This is a genomic window from Pseudalkalibacillus sp. JSM 102089, from assembly GCF_041366475.1.
GTDB classification, from domain to species: domain Bacteria; phylum Bacillota; class Bacilli; order Bacillales; family Guptibacillaceae; genus Guptibacillus; species Guptibacillus hwajinpoensis_B.
Map to the genome: position 1 here is coordinate 77,556 of NZ_JBEWYW010000004.1, position 15,790 is coordinate 93,345.

The following is a 15,790-nucleotide window of genomic DNA, read 5'->3' on the forward strand; positions in this document are numbered from 1 at the left end:
TTTGGAAGATGGAGGGGGAAACAATTGACTGCATTAATGAAACGTAAAGTTTGGTTGGTATGGCTTTTGTTCTGGCCACTACTCATTTTTGCAACGTTCTATTTCTTTCCTCCTGTATTATCAGGGAATTGGGCAGATGTTCTTGCATTGTTTGTGCTTCTTGCTGTTGTAGCTATGATGCCGATTAATGTAAAGGGGACTGACCTTTTTTTTATCCAGGGGATCTCGCTTGCTGTGTTCTTAAGGTATGGTCTATTTATCGAAATGATCTTAACTCAGTTAGCGATACTCGTTTTTCTTTTAAACTTACGTGTCACAAAAAAAGATAGTCATCGTTATCCTGTTAACATGCTGATGTTTATGCTTGTTTCACTCCTTTCCGGAGGACTTTTCTATTTACTCGGTGGTTCAGTAGGTGAATTCTCTGGTGATGCGATTACGCAGCTCGTTCCTTCAATTGCATACATCTTATCGCTTATTGTTGTAAATCAAATTCTCCTACATTTTTTAAAAATTTATATTTACAAAGAAGCTGATACTAAATTTTTTGGTAAAGATATGCTCTGGGAAGCGATATCCACTGGGGTGACTCTTCCTGTTGGGTTCTTACTATATATGTTACATACCTATCTAGGCACAGTCGCTATTTTCTTTGTAGGCGTACCTTTTATACTGGCTTCTCTTATGCTCAGGCTGTATTATTCAAGCCAAAAAATTAACAATCTTCTTCAGCAAACGAGTGAGATTGGTCAGCAAATCACCCAATCTCTCGATACAGATGAAATATTAAATTTATTCTTAAATGAAGTAAAAGATATGTTCGTTGTTGACTATGCTTATATTATGGATGCCGAACATGTGAAACGATTGACAGTTATTAAGCGATATGAAAAAGAGCGTGGCATTGTATCCAAAGAGGAAAGTAGCCCTTATCAGGAAGGAATCAGTTCAAGGGTGTGGCGAAGCGGACGAAGCCGCTTGTATACGAAGCGTTCTCAGTGGAAGAACCTTACGGAAGGCGTGCTTTCTGACGCTGCTAACTCGGTCATTTCCGTCCCAATGAAGCGGAATAAAAATGTTGTAGGCATCATTACTCTTGCTTCAGACCGCGTCCGTTCTTACGAGAAGCATCACATTCTTGTCCTGCAAATACTAGCTAACTATTTAGCTGTGGCTGTTGATAATGCTAGACATTATGAAGAGACGAAAAGGCGAAGTGAACGATGTCCATTAACGAATTTATACAACTTCAGGTTTTTTGGGGAGTTATTGGATGAGAAATACAAGCGTTTTGGCGAAACGCCTGATCCGTTCTCTATCATTCTGCTCGACCTGGATCATTTCAAAAAAGTGAATGACACATTTGGTCATCATAGTGGTAATGAAGTGCTTTGTGGGGTAGCGAATCGACTTGAAGAAGAAATTGGAGACAGAGGTACAGTTGCAAGATTTGGTGGAGAAGAGTTTGTCGTTCTGCTAGAAAATCATTCTCATAAGAAGAGTGTTCAAGTAGCAGAAGACTTACGATGCTCCATCGCGGATCGTCCATTTGAAATTTATAATGATCTCGATAACGGCAATCGCCAGGTCATTTACGTAACGGCTAGTATTGGTGTGGCTACGGCTCCTGATCAGGGAGAGGATGCGCAAACGTTGATACGAAATGCGGATCGAGCAATGTATACTGGAGCAAAGCAGCAGGGGCGAAACCGCGTTGCGAGCTATGTTGGATAAATAAGAAAACCCCCGTTCTTCACGAATTGTGAAGAACGGGGGTATTTAGTGAGAATCACTTTTTTGAACGCTCAATGGGGACGGGTTCAGCAATGTTCTTAACAAAGGGTTCTTCGGTTTTTAAGTCGGAATAAGTTTTAATGATCGTAGGGTTGTAAGTGATTTTAAGGCGCGATGGCTGATTTTCTTGGTAAGTTTTTTGTTGGAAATAGCCATAGCCATCTCCGTATTCTTTATACTGATTGTTACGTGGATCTATAGATTTTGCTTTTCCTTTAACCGCATTTAAAACGATCCTTCTAGCTGAAATTCCTCCATCGATATTCACGTTAGATCCAACACCAAACATTTCAAATGCGCCTCCAGAATAGAAGTAGCCGCGGATATAGCTTGGATTATCTTCATAAAGCGAGTTATTTCGAATATTAATATCTCCCTCTGCGAAAACGATTAGAGAACCGTTAGTACCATTTTCATTTAGTCCTTTTAGCACAGAGTATTCGATTGTTACATCGCCTTTCACGTAAATCAATGCGTTAAATTCTACGTTTGCTCCACTTATTTTTAAGTCTTTTCCTACATAGAAAGGGCCACTAACTTTTAATTTATCGTAATCATTAATATTATTTGATGAGCTAGAATTTCCAATCGTCAAATTGTTACCTACGTAAATTCCATTTTTGGATTGTGTCTTGCTGTAAGATGTATCACCCCCGTCTAATTTTAAATTGCCGGCTGTACTAAAACGTTTGAAATTATTATTTCCTGTGAATGTAATTAGATCAAACTCATAAATTCTCTGCTGTCCATTATTGTATCTATGTAAGTAGTATGGATATACGTTATCATTTGGCATATTTGTATTACGAATGATTGCGTCTATATAAGTTCCAAAGAAATTGTAAAAGTTATTATAGGAGAAAGTTTTTTTGGTAATAGCTTCTCCGTTTATTGAACTGCTAGAGAGAGTATATTTATATAAGCTCTCACTATCCCCGATATCAACCGGGTCTCTAATGGGCTCGCGCTTTTCGATAATTGGGTAGTCGTTACCTTGAAAAGCTTCTTCTGGATCTACTAAGTGATAGTTACTCGAAGAAAAGTTCGGCTGATTGATATGGTTTTGATAAGTCGGTTTATGGGTGAAATTGATGATTTTTCCACCAAGAACCATTTTAGCTTTCGATGAAGGGTCTGAAATGTTTTGGATCGTCGGTAAGAAAGTATCAATCCAGTAATCCTTTCTGTTATAACTTGCATATCCTTGATCAGTTGTGATTAAATTCCCATCCACTTTCATATCGCCTTGAATCGAAACTCCACCGTGAAGAAATAAATTCCCTTCCCCTTGAACATCACAGTTTTGGTGTCTTTGACAAACCGTGTACGTCCCGAGGGCATACCGCAAAACATCGGGAACAGAGTTGGGTCCAATTTCTAACGTTTTGCGAATCGTTTCAGTTTCACCGTTCACTGTTCCGGTGCTTTCCACTTCGATTACGCGTCTCAATACGTTTGTAGCGGTGCTAAAATTTAAAACTTTGGCTACAGAAGTTCCAGTTTGATGATTGATAGAAGTTGGAGATTTGTGCCCTTTGATTGTTGTGTCAATTAAGGTATTAAATTCAGCGATTGATTTACCGGACGTACCAAGTCCGTTTCGAAGGTCTGTTTGGATGGATTGGACGATCTCATCAACGCCTTTTTCTGCTACATAAGTTGCTTGCACGTCGTCTTCTCTTAATTCCGTTCGCTTCGTCCCGTTGACAGTCGCGCTAAGTAAAGAGAGACCGAGCACGGTAAAAATGAGCGTAACAAGCAATACAAGTACGAGACTCGAACCGTGTTCATTTCGAATATGATTATGGTGCATTAGCGGCCTCCGTTAATAGCCCAATTTGACTTTCGAGTGTTAAAGGTTTGGCGAAGTCAACGTCGGGTTTCGTAATATGAATTGTAATTCTGAACTGCCCTTTGGAAGGCTCAGAAATTTTGGAGCCAGTTAAATCATACTCAGCGGCATTCACTACCTGACCATTTAACAGTGCCTTCCCTTCTTTAAAGCCAATTGTTGTAGTGTTATTAATTGTCAAGAGATAGATTTCCTTAGCAGGTTTAAACTCTCTTTTTGTAATTTCTACTTCTTTAACTGGATAAAGCTTGTTTATAAACGAGGTCATCACAATATCAGCTTCATCACGAAAAGCTGTTTCTGTTTTCACTTTTTCATATGAGTGAAGCCCGTTAAAAAGAAAGGAATAGATAGCGATTGAAACGATTGAAAGGAGAACGAGTGTAATCAGAACTTCTGGTAGTGTAACTCCTCGATTATTATGGAAGTATGGAATCATTCGCGATATACCCCTCGACTGTGCTTTTAATAGATTTATCGGAAGAAGTGAGAGAAACATCCACCTGTATATCAACTAATTTTAAATCTTTTTCATTGTTATCCTGGCTGAGGGCAACGTCGATAGCATATTCATGATTGTTAATTAATACACGATAGTTTTGACAACTAGATCCCCCAGACGCTTGGCAAGATTGAAAGGAATAAGGGCTTCCGGCTATGCCGTTCGTAATATAAGAAGATGGTTCTAATTGAATTCTCTCTAGAGTAGAGCGTGCAAGGTTCACGGCAACTAATTTTTGATTATTATAGGACGATATTGTATTTGATTGCGAAAAAAAATAAGAAGCGGCTAAAACGATTGTTGTTAATAGAGTCAGTGAGACGAGAATTTCGACAAGAGTAAAACCTTTTTCGTTATTAAGCACGACTCTCCCCCTTATGTAAAAGAATAGTTGGAAAAAAATAGTGTTGTTTCCAATTTACTAATACTATTATACAATAAACTACATAAATTTCTTTTTATTGTGAGATATTGACAATATTTTTATTGAGGAGGTGTTAAGCTAGTGCAATTTGTATTAGCTTTAATCGGTGGAGGTTTGCTTTTACTTATTCTGACGCTCGTTCCTATGAATCTTACCATCATACAAAAAACATGGGTGGCTGGATTGGGTGTGTTATTAAGCATGCTATTACTAGTGGTAAAGGGAATATACCCTCTCCCACTAGCAATCTTACTTGTTTTCCTTTGTGCATGTGGGTTTATGTATCTTTTTTGGAAGAAAGCCAATTACTTATTTGTTCAGGTTCAGAGTGAGACAAGTGTTGCGATGGATGTGGAAGAAACAAATCGTGAGGGGAAATCGTCTTTTTTGACGAAATCTATTAAAGATACAGTAGAAAGTGACGATAATAGTAGAAAGAAAGATGATGACGTAGAAACGGATGAAAGAACCGGTCATATTGATGAAGAACAGTCAACAGAACATGAACTATTTTTAAAGATTGATCAAATAGACGAAATGGAAGACGATCTGAAAGAGACGGAGGAATCAACTGAGACCTTGGACGAAGAACTAGAAAAGGTTGAGTCGATTGAAGAAGTGAACCAGTACATAGCGAATATAGAGGAGAACGATAAGGAAGAAACTCTTCCTACAGAAGATGAACTAAGTGAGCTAGAAGAAATGGAAGACATTGATTTTTCAGCAAGAATGGAAACGGTCTATGAGGAAGAAGAGGTTGAGGAAGAGGAAGAAGAACTTGACGGATTTTTCGAAGATTTCATTCGTGAAGCTGAGCAAGAAGAAGTAGGTTCTGAGAACAAAGAACATCCTGATCTAGCTGAAGAAGTCGTTGATGAAAAGGATCCACCAACGCGCAAAGAGCTATCTGATATTTCTTCTCAAGAAGAAGAGCGGAAGGTTCAACGAATGGAAGAAAAGGTTTTAGATGAGGAAGAGAATGAAAGTTCTATATTGATAGTAGAACAGCTTGATTTAATCGAAGATGAGCATGAGGAAGAAGAACAAGTAAATCTTGATAATAGTGATGAAGCTGTTGAGCGATCAGTAGAAGTAGCTTCTCGCATGTTTGATTTACTTCATGATCAAGCAAAGAATTACAAAGAAAGCGGCTTTGTAAAAGAGTATGAACAAATGACCCAGCAGCTTCTCAGCAGTGAGCTCGACGATGTGATGTATTTCTCGGTCGCGGCTGAGTATAGAGACTATCTTATGCAAAAAGAAAGCTGGAATGAAGTACTAGCATTATTAAATGAAATGGAGACTCGCTGTCAGTATCCACTGCTCGAGCAAGAAATTCATTACCTTCAGTCGATGATTCAGAACAAAATGATGAAATAGGTGTGTGATCACAGATGAAAAAAAGCAATCAGGTAGTAGGACTTCCGATCATTAGCATTCAAAGCGGTTCAGAAATTGGGCATGTAAAGTCACTTGTCATTAATGCCGCAGATAAATCAATTGATTTTCTAACCGTAGACCATCCGGACTGGGATGTGAGTGTAAAAGCTGTTCCATTTCGTAAGGTAATCGGTGTAGGAGAATACGCTGTAATGATTGAAGAAGAGAAAGCGATCTTTGATCTTTCAGAAATTCCGATTGCAAATGAATTAGTCAAAAAGAAAATTAGTATCATTGGTACTAAGATTATTGACCGTGGTGGTCAGTTCCATGGGGAAGTAAGTGAGTTTTTCCTTGATGATCATACTGGTCGAATTCTTGGTCTTCAGTTTAAAAATAAAGACGCCGAACACTTTCTATCAACAGAGCATATTATTACGCTCGGAAAAGATCTTCTCATCGTTGCAATCGATGCATTCAAACACGTTGCGGAGAATCCAGAAGCATTTCTTGGAGAGGAAGATTCGCAGAGTATAGAAGTAGCTGATGTAAATCAGAGTACGGAAGAAGCAAAAGTCCCTGAGTCAGAGCAACTATCGAACTATGCGCAGCCTAGTGTTGATGAAGATTCTGACTTCAAGGAAAAGCAGATTGAATTATTAGAAGGTAAGACGTTATTAAAAGATATTTATGGTTCCGATGGAAAGCTTCTTTTTGAACAGGGGATTATTTTGAGTCGGGAGCAAATCGTTACAGCCCAGGACACTGGTGTAGGTGTTGTTGTTGAAATGTCCATGCATGTATCAGAATAGGGGTGCGTAGGAGATGAGCGAGATAGCTCTTAAAGGGTTGATGAAAACAGCAGGACTTGTTGTCGTATCTACTATTTTTATTTCTACTTTTTCGATCCTTGGCACCTCTTCTTATCAAACGGTTTTTGGAGAAAATACGTTTCCAGAGAACACGCTAATCGGAAGCGTTTCTGTATCTGGAATGCAGCCAGCTGAGGCTAAAGAGAAAATCAATAAAGAAGCAGAGGCGTGGAAGTCGTCTCAATCTCTCTCCTTACAGCATGATTCAGAGAACATCACATTACCTGGAGAGCTTTGGACGTTTCAAACAAATGAAACAGTGGACGCGAGGGCTTCCACTGATGCAATCGAAGTGCCACTTATCGTTACCATTAACACAGAACACCTGACAGAACTTATTTCCGAAATGGGTGTGAATGCTGATCTTTTTAGCTTACCTTTACTTTCAGAAGTGCTGACAGGGTATGCGTCTACCTTTGAAAGAGATGACATTTCAATCGATTTAGCGAATTATTACGCTACTGCTAACGATATCGAAAAAATCGCTCAGAGTAAGGTGGAGGGCGAGGAGGACCTCATTCTCGTTCCGAATCTAGCGAAGGCGTTTGAGAACGTGACGATTGAGCCAGAGCAACCTTTTTCTCTGCAGGAGTTGTTAAGGGAAGCGAGTGTCACTGAAAAAGCGACAGAGAGTTTGAATCTCTTCTCATCAGCGATTATGGAAGTTCTGCTCCATTCAAATTTTGAGCTAAAAGAACGACATACGACGCTAGAGCTTCCAAAGTATGGGGAGTTAGGATTAAATGCTTCCATCAATATGACAAATCAAGATTTCAGCTTCTATAATCCGAATGAGTCGTCCTATAATCTTGAATTTAAATGGGATAAGGATCATCTCATCGTTACGCTTTATGGCCCACCATTTCCATTAACGTATCAACCATCTGTCGAAAAGGAAAAACTCGAACCAGATACAATCATTCAATATTCTGAAGCGCTAAGCGGGAATGAGAAAACGATTATCCAGGAAGGTAAGCTCGGCTATCTGATTACGACATATCGAGAGACGCTTGATCAAGATAATCGCGTAATTAAGAAGGAAAAAATGATTGAAGACTTTTATTCTCCAATTCATCGAATTGAGAAAAAGGCTTATCCAGAGCCACCAGTTGTTGAAAAAACTGAAGACACCCAGTCAGATGATGACGGTTCATCTGAGGGTGAAAAAGAGAATGGGAAAGAAATCGATGAGAAAAGCTCAGTAGATGAAAATGGTAATCCAATAGATGGTGATAAAAGTGATGAACCCTCTGAGAACAAGGATGGAAAAGGGAACGAGGACGAAGTGATAAAGGGCTTAGAGTATCAGAAGGAGGAAGAGGGTTGAAACAAACAAAGAAACGCCTTGGTGACCTCCTAATTGAATCTAATGCTATTACGAGAGAACAGCTAGAAGAAACGTTGTCTCAAAAACCTAGTAGCTTGAAGCTTGGTGATGCTTTAATTCAGCAGGGCACGATTACAGAGCAGCAGTTAATTGAAGTACTTGAGTTTCAGCTCGGTATTCCACATGTTAGCTTATATAACTATCCTGTTGAGCAACATGTTATTGATCTTGTCCCAAAGGATATTGTCAAAAAATATCACCTTATTCCACTTAAGATTGAGAATAGTCGGCTTTACGTCGCGATGTCGGATCCAATGGATTTCTTTGCGATTGACGATTTAAGACTCTCGACGGGCTTTCTTATTGAAAGAGCGATTGCTACTACGGATGATATTGCAAGAGCTATAAGTAAATATTACGAAATTGATGATTCAATGGATGAACTATTGAGTGACTTACCGGGAGAACGGAAAGATCTTGAGGAAGAGCAAATCACGGATGAAGAATCACCTGTCGTTCGACTTGTGAATCAGATCATTCAGTTTGCGGTTCAAAATCGTGCAAGTGACATTCATTTTGATCCTCAAGAAACGAAGCTTCAAATTCGTTATAGGGTGGATGGTCAGCTAAGAACAGAGCGAAGTTTACCGAAGCATATGCAAAAAGTGCTCACTGCACGCGTTAAGATCATGGCAAACCTTAATATTACGGAAAGCCGTGTCCCTCAGGATGGCCGTATTAAAGTGAACTTAAATTTAAAACCGGTTGATCTGCGTGTCTCGACTTTACCAACCGTTTATGGAGAGAAGATTGTTCTTCGTGTTCTTGATATGGGCAGTACGTTAAATCAGCTGAATAAGCTTGATCTTCATCCCATTAATGATCGAAGGTTTCGTAAAATGGTCGAGCAGCCGAACGGAATTATTTTGATTACTGGTCCAACGGGGTCAGGTAAATCTTCTACTCTCTATGCGACGCTTAATCACCTTAATGAGGAAGAAACGAATATTATTACGGTTGAAGATCCTGTAGAATATCGTCTCGAAGGAATTAATCAAGTTCAAGTGAACAGCAACGTAGGACTTACGTTTGCGAAAGGACTTCGTTCTATACTGAGGCAGGACCCGGATATCGTTATGGTTGGAGAAATTCGTGATACAGAAACAGCGGAGATTGCGGTTCGTGCTTCTTTAACAGGGCACTTAGTCCTAAGTACGCTTCATACAAACGATTCGATCGCAACGATTGCTAGATTAATAGATATGGGAGTCGAGCCCTTTCTCGTAGCTGCCTCTCTTTCGGGCATTGTATCACAGCGCCTTGTAAGGCGAGTTTGCCGTGATTGTGGTACTAAGGAAGAAGCAACAGAGCGTGAGAAGGAGATCTTTAAAAAGCGCGGCATTTCGATCTCGACTATTACTCGAGGAAAAGGCTGCGGTAACTGCAATATGACAGGATACAAAGGAAGGATCGCACTACAAGAGGTGCTTGTAATGGACGATGCGATCCGAAAAAAAATTATGAATAACGAATCGATGACATCGATCCGTCAGTACGCGATCAAAAAGGGGACGATTTTCTTGATCGATGATGGATTGTTAAAAGTGAAACACGGGCTAACAACGACCGAAGAAGTTCTTCGCGTCGCTTTCAATGAGTAGGTGAGAATATGAAGGAGCAATTGGACAGGCTTTTAAAAGCGGCTTTTCAGCTTGGCGCCTCTGATTTACACCTTACAGTTGGGGTTCCGCCAATTGTGAGAGTGAATGGGGATTTGAAGCGCTATGGAAATGAATCGCTTCTCCCCAATGTGACCGAACAAATGGCGAAGCTCTTAATTCCAGAAGGACTGTGGGATACGTTTACTGAAAAGGGAGATCTCGATTTCTCATATAGCATGCCAGGTGTTTCGAGATTCAGAATGAATGCTTATCATCAGCGCTCGTGTATTAGTCTCGCGATCAGAATTGTGCCGACTGATATTCCTTCAATGGAAGCATTGCACGTTCCTGAAATTATGAAGAAGTTATCTCTTAAACCACAGGGTCTCATTTTGGTGACGGGGCCAACAGGATCCGGAAAATCAACAACGCTTGCATCGACTATCAACTTTATGAATCATACGGTGCAAAAGCATATCATTACCCTTGAAGATCCAATTGAATATTTACATAAACACCGTAGCTGTGTCATTGATCAGCGAGAGGTAGGATCCGATACGAAAAATTTCGGAGATGGCCTTCGCGCTGCCTTAAGACAAGATCCAGATGTGATTCTTGTCGGGGAGCTGCGTGATCTCGAAACAATTCAAACTGCTGTCACGGCCGCCGAGACAGGCCACTTAGTTCTTGGTACGCTTCATACGAGCAATGCTTCAGCGACGATTGATCGCATCATCGATGTGTTTCCTCCGAGTCAGCAAACCCAAATTCGGGTTCAGCTCGCATCTGTGCTCGTTGGTATCTTGTCTCAGCGTCTTTTCCCAACGGAGGATCGTAAAGGGAGACGACCCGCGTTTGAAGTGCTAGTGAATAACGCAGCTGTAGCGAATTTAATTCGTGACAGCAAGGTGTATCAAATTCCAAATGTACTTCAGACAAGTCGAGCAGCGGGAATGATCGCGCTTGAAAGCTCAATCAAACAGCTTTTAAGTGAGAATGCGATTTTGCGAGAAGCTGCTGAGCCGTATTTACAGGGGGAGTAGACTGATGAGTCAATTTCAATACGTTGGTAAAACAACGAAAGGAAGAGTAAAGAAAGGAAACATGCCGGGTGATTCGAAGCGCGACGTGATTCTTGCTCTTCGTGAAAAAGGGATTGCCGTGATGGAAATTCAAGAAGTCGAGGCTTCTGTTCTTGCGAAAGATATTTCGATAGGTAATCCTGTGAAATTACGCGACTTTGTCGTGTATTTGAGGCAGTTTGCAACACTTCTTCGGGCTGGTATTTCGATTGTAGACTCCACGGCCATTTTAGCTGAGCAAACGGAAAGCAAAGCGCTCGGAAAGGCGTTAAAAGCGATTGAAGAAGAACTCCGTACAGGAAATCCATTTTCGGAAGCTGCAGCAAAGCATCCAAAGGTTTTTCCGCCCATGTTTACAAATATGGTGTATGCCGGTGAGGTGAGCGGTGGTATGGATGAAGCACTCGATCGTCTTGGGGAGTATTTTGAAAAGCAGCATAAGACGAGGCAAAAAGTCATTTCTGCGATGACGTATCCCGTCATTGTCGGGGTCGTCGCTATTGGTGTTGTGATCTTTTTATTAGCATCCGTCGTGCCTACTTTTGCGGATATGTTAGAAGATTTAGGGGGTGATTTACCGGCCATTACGCAGTTTGTGATGAGTGCAAGTGACGTCGTTCAAGTGTATTGGTGGCTCATAATTTTGGTAATTGTGACAATAGTCGGATTGATTTCTATAATTAGACAAAAAAGTTATAGTAAGTATTATTTCGACTATGCTATACTAAAAATGCCGATTTTCGGAAAAATTTTACAAAAGGCGACACTTGCGCGAATGACGCGCACGTTAAGCTCTCTTTTCTCAAGTTCGGTCCCCATTCTGCAGTCGATGGCGATCGTGGAAAAGGTTGTAGGAAACGAGGTGGTGGTGAGGGTACTGCGTGAGTCAAGAACTTCGCTTGAGCAGGGGAAACGATTAACAGAACCAATGAAAGCACACTGGATTTTTCCTCCACTCGTCACGCAAATGATCGCCATTGGAGAGGAAACGGGTTCACTCGATGCGATGCTAGCGAAAGTTGCCGACTTCTATGAAGACGAAGTTGAAAACGCAACCGATCGCCTAAAAGCCATGATTGAGCCGCTTATGATTGTGTTCCTCGCTAGTATTGTTGGCGTTATCGTTCTTGCCATTATCGTGCCGATGTTTGAAATCTACAACAATGTGGGGTAGAAAAGTAGTTTGAAAGACACCATGGGAAATCATACTTAGAAGAGAAACAGAAAAACAGAAACCAAGGGGGAAAAAAGATGTTGAAACGTTATTTGAAGAATGAGAAAGGTTTAACGTTAATTGAATTGCTTGTGGTTATCGTTATTCTAGGAATTATTGCAGCGATTGCAATTCCGGCGATTGGGAATTTAGTGAAAAATTCAGAAGATAAAGCTGCTGTTGCTGAAGCGATCCAAATTATTGAGGCGACAAAACTTTATGTTGCTTCTGAGGATATTAAATTACCAATAGCTAATGTGGAAAAAGGAACTATTGATGAATATGTTGACAAGGCGGCCACAGGATTTAAAGTGTCAGCTACTAAGGAAGGCGTTTATTCAATAACTGGGCACGAAGGTAACAAAGTTGTTAACGGTGGTAAAGATGAAACAGCTACCGAAGAAGCTTTGATTTCTTGGAAAAAATCTAAGGACTAATATTTAGAAAACCCTCCCAGGAGGGTTTTCTTCCTACTACATACCGCTTTTTTAAATCTATTAAACTCTTTCGAAGAAGGATGAAACATATGGGGGTCATTTTACATAGCTATTTATTTCTAGTTGGGCTTGTACTTGGGTCTTTTTATAATGTTGTAGGTCTTCGTGTGCCTGCCAAACGATCGATTGTGGCCCCGCGCTCATCCTGTCCAACGTGTGAACGAGAGCTTTCACCGCTTGAGCTTGTGCCGGTTTTCTCTTATTTATTCCAGCGCGGGAAATGCAAAGGCTGCGCGTCACGTATTTCACCGATATACGCCGGTGTTGAATTCGCTACGGCGCTTCTTTTTACGATTGCACCGTTTTTGGTGGGATGGTCAAAAGAATTGATCATTTCGTATGGATTGATTTCGCTTCTTGTGATTATTTTTGTTTCAGATATCACCTATATGCTTATTCCAGATCGTATTCTACTTTTTTTTGCCGCTTACTTTATTGTTGGTCGAATTCTTGTTCCAATGGATCCGTGGTACAGCCCTTTTATTGGAGCGGCTGGAGGGTTTTTATTACTCCTTCTCATTGCTGTTATTAGTAAAGGGGGAATGGGCGGCGGTGACATTAAATTGTTCGCAGTGCTAGGGCTCGTCTTTGGTTATCAGGAATTACTTCTTGTGTTTTTCTTTTCTACTTTATGTGGCACGATCATTGGCGTAACAGCGCTATCGACTGGGAGAGTAAAGCGAAAGCAGCACATTCCATTTGGACCATCGATAGCGCTTGGCGCGATCTTAACGTATTTTTATGGCGAACAAATCTTGCACTGGTATTTTAGTTTTCTTTCATGATGGAGGGAATAGACGATGGGCCTTTTTAATTTCAAGCCAAAAACAAAGCAGATTAGTTTGATTCTGCATGATCATGTGATTCGGATGGTAGAGCTCGCGCCTTCCACGATGGGAATTCGTTCTTATCAGGAACGGTTTTTACCTGAAGGGATCGTTGAGGACGGAAAAATCATTGAGCGTGATACGCTCTTTGTGATTTTAGAAGAGTGTGTAGAAGAGTGGGGTATTAAAGGGAAGCGGGTTTTTTTTCTTGTCCCCGATGCCTATCTTGTTCTCCGTCATGAGAAGATTCCACGAGCCATTTCTAACGATGACATTAAAGGCTACCTGTACCTTGAAATCGGAGCAAGCATCATGCTTCCTTTTCAGAATGCGGTTTTTGATTATGAGTTAATTGGTGAATCGGGTGAGAAAAAAGAAATTCTTCTTTTTGCTGCACCGGAGGATATTGTGATGGCTTTTTCTTCTATTTTAGAGTCGGTTGCTCTACATCCGGAAGCGGCCGATGTGAATGCCCTTTCTCTCTATAGAATGTACTATTATACAGATCAGGTTGATTCACAGCAGCCCTCGCTCTTTCTAAACTGCGGCATTCAATCGATTAATGTGAGCGTTTTTTATCAGCACAAACCAGCCTTTATTCGCCAGGTGTTAATGGATACACCGCATATGAACTGGGAAGTGACGCAAACTTCACGATTTAAAAGTGAAATGCAGTGGCGAGGTGAACGTGAACAATTAATCGATGCCGTGGAGGAAAGTGTAACGGAAATCGAACGAGTGATCAATTTCTATCACTATTCGATGAACAAAAGTGGGCAAACGATTCAGCGTGTTTTTCTTTCAGGAGATTTTCCTGAAATCCCATTGTTTAAAAAAAGATTAGAAACGGTCGTCGGTACAGCTGTACAGTATGCAAATGAACATGCCATTGTTGATGAGGAAGGGAATGTTCTTCCGCTCCCATTCTTCGGTGCGTATGGGCTGGCATTAAAGGGGTGGAAGAATGTTAATTGATATTAACCTGCTTCCAAATAAACAAAAGCGCTCCTTTTCCTTTATGCTCATTCCGATATCAGCAGGGGCCGTTCTTCTTCTTGTTTTTGGTTGGATGATGTATAGTTCTTTTCAATTAAAAGCAGAACAGGAAACGTTAACAGACCGACTTGAAAAAACTACTGATCTTGTAGCAGCTTTACAAGCATCGGAAGCTGGTACTGTTTCATCTGGACAAACGCTTCAGGAATATGTTGATTGGCTTGATGGGGTGCAATTCTCAACTGTAGCGTTACTTGATGATCTTGTTGCACGCCTTCCTGAACGTGGCTACTTTATGAATTATGAGTTTGATGGTAGTGAAACGGTAACATTAACTGTACAGTTCGATCAGATGAAGGAAGTGTCCCAATATTTGAATGAACTAAATGAATCAGGAAATGTTCAAGCAGCGAGTCTCTTAACAGTATCCGCTGCTGATCTCACAGAAGAAACGGTAGATACCGAGAGTCGCATATTGCCTCGATATATAACAGATTACGAAATCGTTATTAATAAATCGAATTTAAGAGTGAATGAAGAGGAGGAAGAAGAGAATGGATAACAGGACGCGAAATTTGTTAACGTCTATTGGTCTTCTCATCCCTCTTCTTGGTCTTGTGTTGTTCTTTATGTTTTCAATTCTTCCACAAAAAGGAGAAGTAGAACGGCTCGAATCTCAGGTTAGTCAGAATAAAGAGCTTATCGCTGTTCTTGAAGAAAAACAAACGAGCACTCAGGAAGAAGTCTATGATACTAATGCGCTTCAGAAAATGGTGCCTGTGAAACCGCTTGTTGACCAGTTTGTTCTTGATTTGAATCAAGCGGAATTGGTTTCAAAAAGTAATATTAAACAGCTTGATTTTGTCGACGAGGTGCTAAATCCAGAGCAATATGCGGAAGAGGCTTCAGAAGAAGAAACAGTGGAAAGCGGAGAAAATAATGCTCCTGAGGAGGTATCTGAAGATGAAGCAGAGTCAGCGGAATCGCAGTCGGCAGACGCCTTGCCGGGGCTTCCAGATGGGATTCAGGCTGTGAATGTGAGTATGGCGATGGTTTCGGATAATTATTCTTCGCTTCGAACATTTCTTGAATCGATTGAAGGTTTACCGCGTATGGCGGTGATCAGCGGGCTTTCTTTTACAGGTGAAACGGATGCTGTGTTGTTAGATGAAGCTGAGAAAAATGAGTTAACATATACGGCTGATGTAGCTACTTTTTACATACCAACCTTAACGGATTTAGCAGAGCAAACGCCATCGCTTGATTATCCAGAGCCTGCAGATAAAGACAATCCATTGTATGAAAAGATTGATAAAGAAGAAGCTTCGGAGTAATGATGTTCTTATAATGAGAAGTGATATAG

The 15,790-nt window shown here is 40.7% G+C and carries 15 protein-coding genes; 12 read left to right on the forward strand and 3 right to left on the reverse strand.

Features of this window, described 5'->3' with window-relative positions; all coding sequences use genetic code 11:
- Positions 1-24 precede the first annotated feature (24 nt).
- Positions 25-1,734: a sensor domain-containing diguanylate cyclase gene (locus ABVF21_RS10985; protein ID WP_303531977.1), complete on the forward strand. Its 1,710-nt coding sequence runs from the start codon at positions 25-27 to the stop codon at positions 1,732-1,734.
- 55 nt (positions 1,735-1,789) lie between these two features.
- Here ABVF21_RS10985 and ABVF21_RS10990 read toward each other — a convergent pair whose 3' ends face one another.
- From ABVF21_RS10990 to ABVF21_RS11000, 3 genes are read right to left on the reverse strand one after another with little or no spacing between them, the layout of a single operon-like run.
- On the reverse strand, positions 1,790-3,607 hold the full coding sequence (locus ABVF21_RS10990) for a hypothetical protein (protein ID WP_303531974.1): 1,818 nt from the start codon (positions 3,605-3,607) through the stop codon (positions 1,790-1,792).
- Positions 3,597-4,085, reverse strand: coding sequence for a PulJ/GspJ family protein (locus ABVF21_RS10995; protein WP_303531972.1), 489 nt, complete (start codon positions 4,083-4,085; stop codon positions 3,597-3,599). Before ABVF21_RS10995 ends, ABVF21_RS10990 begins: the two co-directional genes overlap by 11 nt.
- Positions 4,066-4,512, reverse strand: coding sequence for a type IV pilus modification PilV family protein (locus ABVF21_RS11000; protein WP_303531971.1), 447 nt, complete (start codon positions 4,510-4,512; stop codon positions 4,066-4,068). The genes ABVF21_RS10995 and ABVF21_RS11000 overlap by 20 nt, the downstream gene beginning before the upstream one ends.
- A 141-nt stretch (positions 4,513-4,653) precedes the next feature.
- Here ABVF21_RS11000 and ABVF21_RS11005 point away from each other — a divergent pair, with 141 nt between their 5' ends.
- The 11 genes from ABVF21_RS11005 to ABVF21_RS11055 all read left to right on the forward strand — a co-directional run bounded on the left by ABVF21_RS11005 (position 4,654) and on the right by ABVF21_RS11055 (position 15,761).
- The gene (locus ABVF21_RS11005) at positions 4,654-5,952 is read left to right on the forward strand and encodes a hypothetical protein (protein WP_303531970.1); all 1,299 of its coding nucleotides are present in this window, start codon (positions 4,654-4,656) and stop codon (positions 5,950-5,952) included.
- Between the two features lie 14 nt (positions 5,953-5,966).
- Positions 5,967-6,764, forward strand: coding sequence for a PRC-barrel domain-containing protein (locus ABVF21_RS11010; RefSeq protein WP_303531968.1), 798 nt, complete (start codon positions 5,967-5,969; stop codon positions 6,762-6,764).
- Between the two features lie 13 nt (positions 6,765-6,777).
- Complete coding sequence (locus tag ABVF21_RS11015) at positions 6,778-8,151, forward strand: VanW family protein (protein ID WP_303531966.1); 1,374 nt, start codon at positions 6,778-6,780, stop codon at positions 8,149-8,151.
- Entirely contained in the window at positions 8,148-9,812 is a 1,665-nt protein-coding gene (locus tag ABVF21_RS11020; protein ID WP_303531963.1) for a GspE/PulE family protein, read from the forward strand. Before ABVF21_RS11015 ends, ABVF21_RS11020 begins: the two co-directional genes overlap by 4 nt.
- An 8-nt stretch (positions 9,813-9,820) precedes the next feature.
- A complete protein-coding gene (locus ABVF21_RS11025) occupies positions 9,821-10,855 on the forward strand; it encodes a type IV pilus twitching motility protein PilT (RefSeq protein ID WP_303531961.1) in 1,035 nt (344 codons plus the stop codon).
- A gap of 4 nt (positions 10,856-10,859) precedes the next feature.
- On the forward strand, positions 10,860-12,068 hold the full coding sequence (locus ABVF21_RS11030) for a type II secretion system F family protein (protein WP_371018208.1): 1,209 nt from the start codon (positions 10,860-10,862) through the stop codon (positions 12,066-12,068).
- 77 nt (positions 12,069-12,145) lie between these two features.
- Complete coding sequence (locus tag ABVF21_RS11035; protein ID WP_371018209.1) at positions 12,146-12,544, forward strand: prepilin-type N-terminal cleavage/methylation domain-containing protein; 399 nt, start codon at positions 12,146-12,148, stop codon at positions 12,542-12,544.
- Positions 12,545-12,633: 89 nt separating this feature from the next.
- Positions 12,634-13,389 carry a prepilin peptidase gene (locus ABVF21_RS11040; protein WP_371018210.1) on the forward strand — a complete coding sequence of 252 codons (756 nt, stop codon included), beginning with the start codon at positions 12,634-12,636 and terminating at the stop codon, positions 13,387-13,389.
- A gap of 15 nt (positions 13,390-13,404) precedes the next feature.
- On the forward strand, positions 13,405-14,406 hold the full coding sequence (gene pilM / locus ABVF21_RS11045; protein WP_371018211.1) for a type IV pilus biogenesis protein PilM: 1,002 nt from the start codon (positions 13,405-13,407) through the stop codon (positions 14,404-14,406).
- Positions 14,396-14,989 carry a PilN domain-containing protein gene (locus tag ABVF21_RS11050; protein ID WP_303531949.1) on the forward strand — a complete coding sequence of 198 codons (594 nt, stop codon included), beginning with the start codon at positions 14,396-14,398 and terminating at the stop codon, positions 14,987-14,989. The genes pilM and ABVF21_RS11050 overlap by 11 nt, the downstream gene beginning before the upstream one ends.
- Complete coding sequence (locus tag ABVF21_RS11055) at positions 14,982-15,761, forward strand: hypothetical protein (protein WP_303531946.1); 780 nt, start codon at positions 14,982-14,984, stop codon at positions 15,759-15,761. Before ABVF21_RS11050 ends, ABVF21_RS11055 begins: the two co-directional genes overlap by 8 nt.
- Positions 15,762-15,790 lie beyond the last annotated feature (29 nt).

What these genes read in the sequence shown, in the direction of transcription:
- ABVF21_RS10990 (WP_303531974.1), bottom strand. Translation starts at nt 3,607, where the DNA reads ATGCACCATAATCATATTCGAAATGAACACGGTTCGAGTCTCGTACTT.
- ABVF21_RS10995 (WP_303531972.1), bottom strand. Translation starts at nt 4,085, where the DNA reads ATGATTCCATACTTCCATAATAATCGAGGAGTTACACTACCAGAAGTT.
- ABVF21_RS11010 (WP_303531968.1), top strand. Translation starts at nt 5,967, where the DNA reads ATGAAAAAAAGCAATCAGGTAGTAGGACTTCCGATCATTAGCATTCAA.
- ABVF21_RS11015 (WP_303531966.1), top strand. Translation starts at nt 6,778, where the DNA reads ATGAGCGAGATAGCTCTTAAAGGGTTGATGAAAACAGCAGGACTTGTT.
- ABVF21_RS11025 (WP_303531961.1), top strand. Translation starts at nt 9,821, where the DNA reads ATGAAGGAGCAATTGGACAGGCTTTTAAAAGCGGCTTTTCAGCTTGGC.
- ABVF21_RS11030 (WP_371018208.1), top strand. Translation starts at nt 10,860, where the DNA reads ATGAGTCAATTTCAATACGTTGGTAAAACAACGAAAGGAAGAGTAAAG.
- ABVF21_RS11035 (WP_371018209.1), top strand. Translation starts at nt 12,146, where the DNA reads ATGTTGAAACGTTATTTGAAGAATGAGAAAGGTTTAACGTTAATTGAA.
- ABVF21_RS11040 (WP_371018210.1), top strand. Translation starts at nt 12,634, where the DNA reads ATGGGGGTCATTTTACATAGCTATTTATTTCTAGTTGGGCTTGTACTT.
- pilM (WP_371018211.1), top strand. Translation starts at nt 13,405, where the DNA reads ATGGGCCTTTTTAATTTCAAGCCAAAAACAAAGCAGATTAGTTTGATT.
- ABVF21_RS11050 (WP_303531949.1), top strand. Translation starts at nt 14,396, where the DNA reads ATGTTAATTGATATTAACCTGCTTCCAAATAAACAAAAGCGCTCCTTT.
- ABVF21_RS11055 (WP_303531946.1), top strand. Translation starts at nt 14,982, where the DNA reads ATGGATAACAGGACGCGAAATTTGTTAACGTCTATTGGTCTTCTCATC.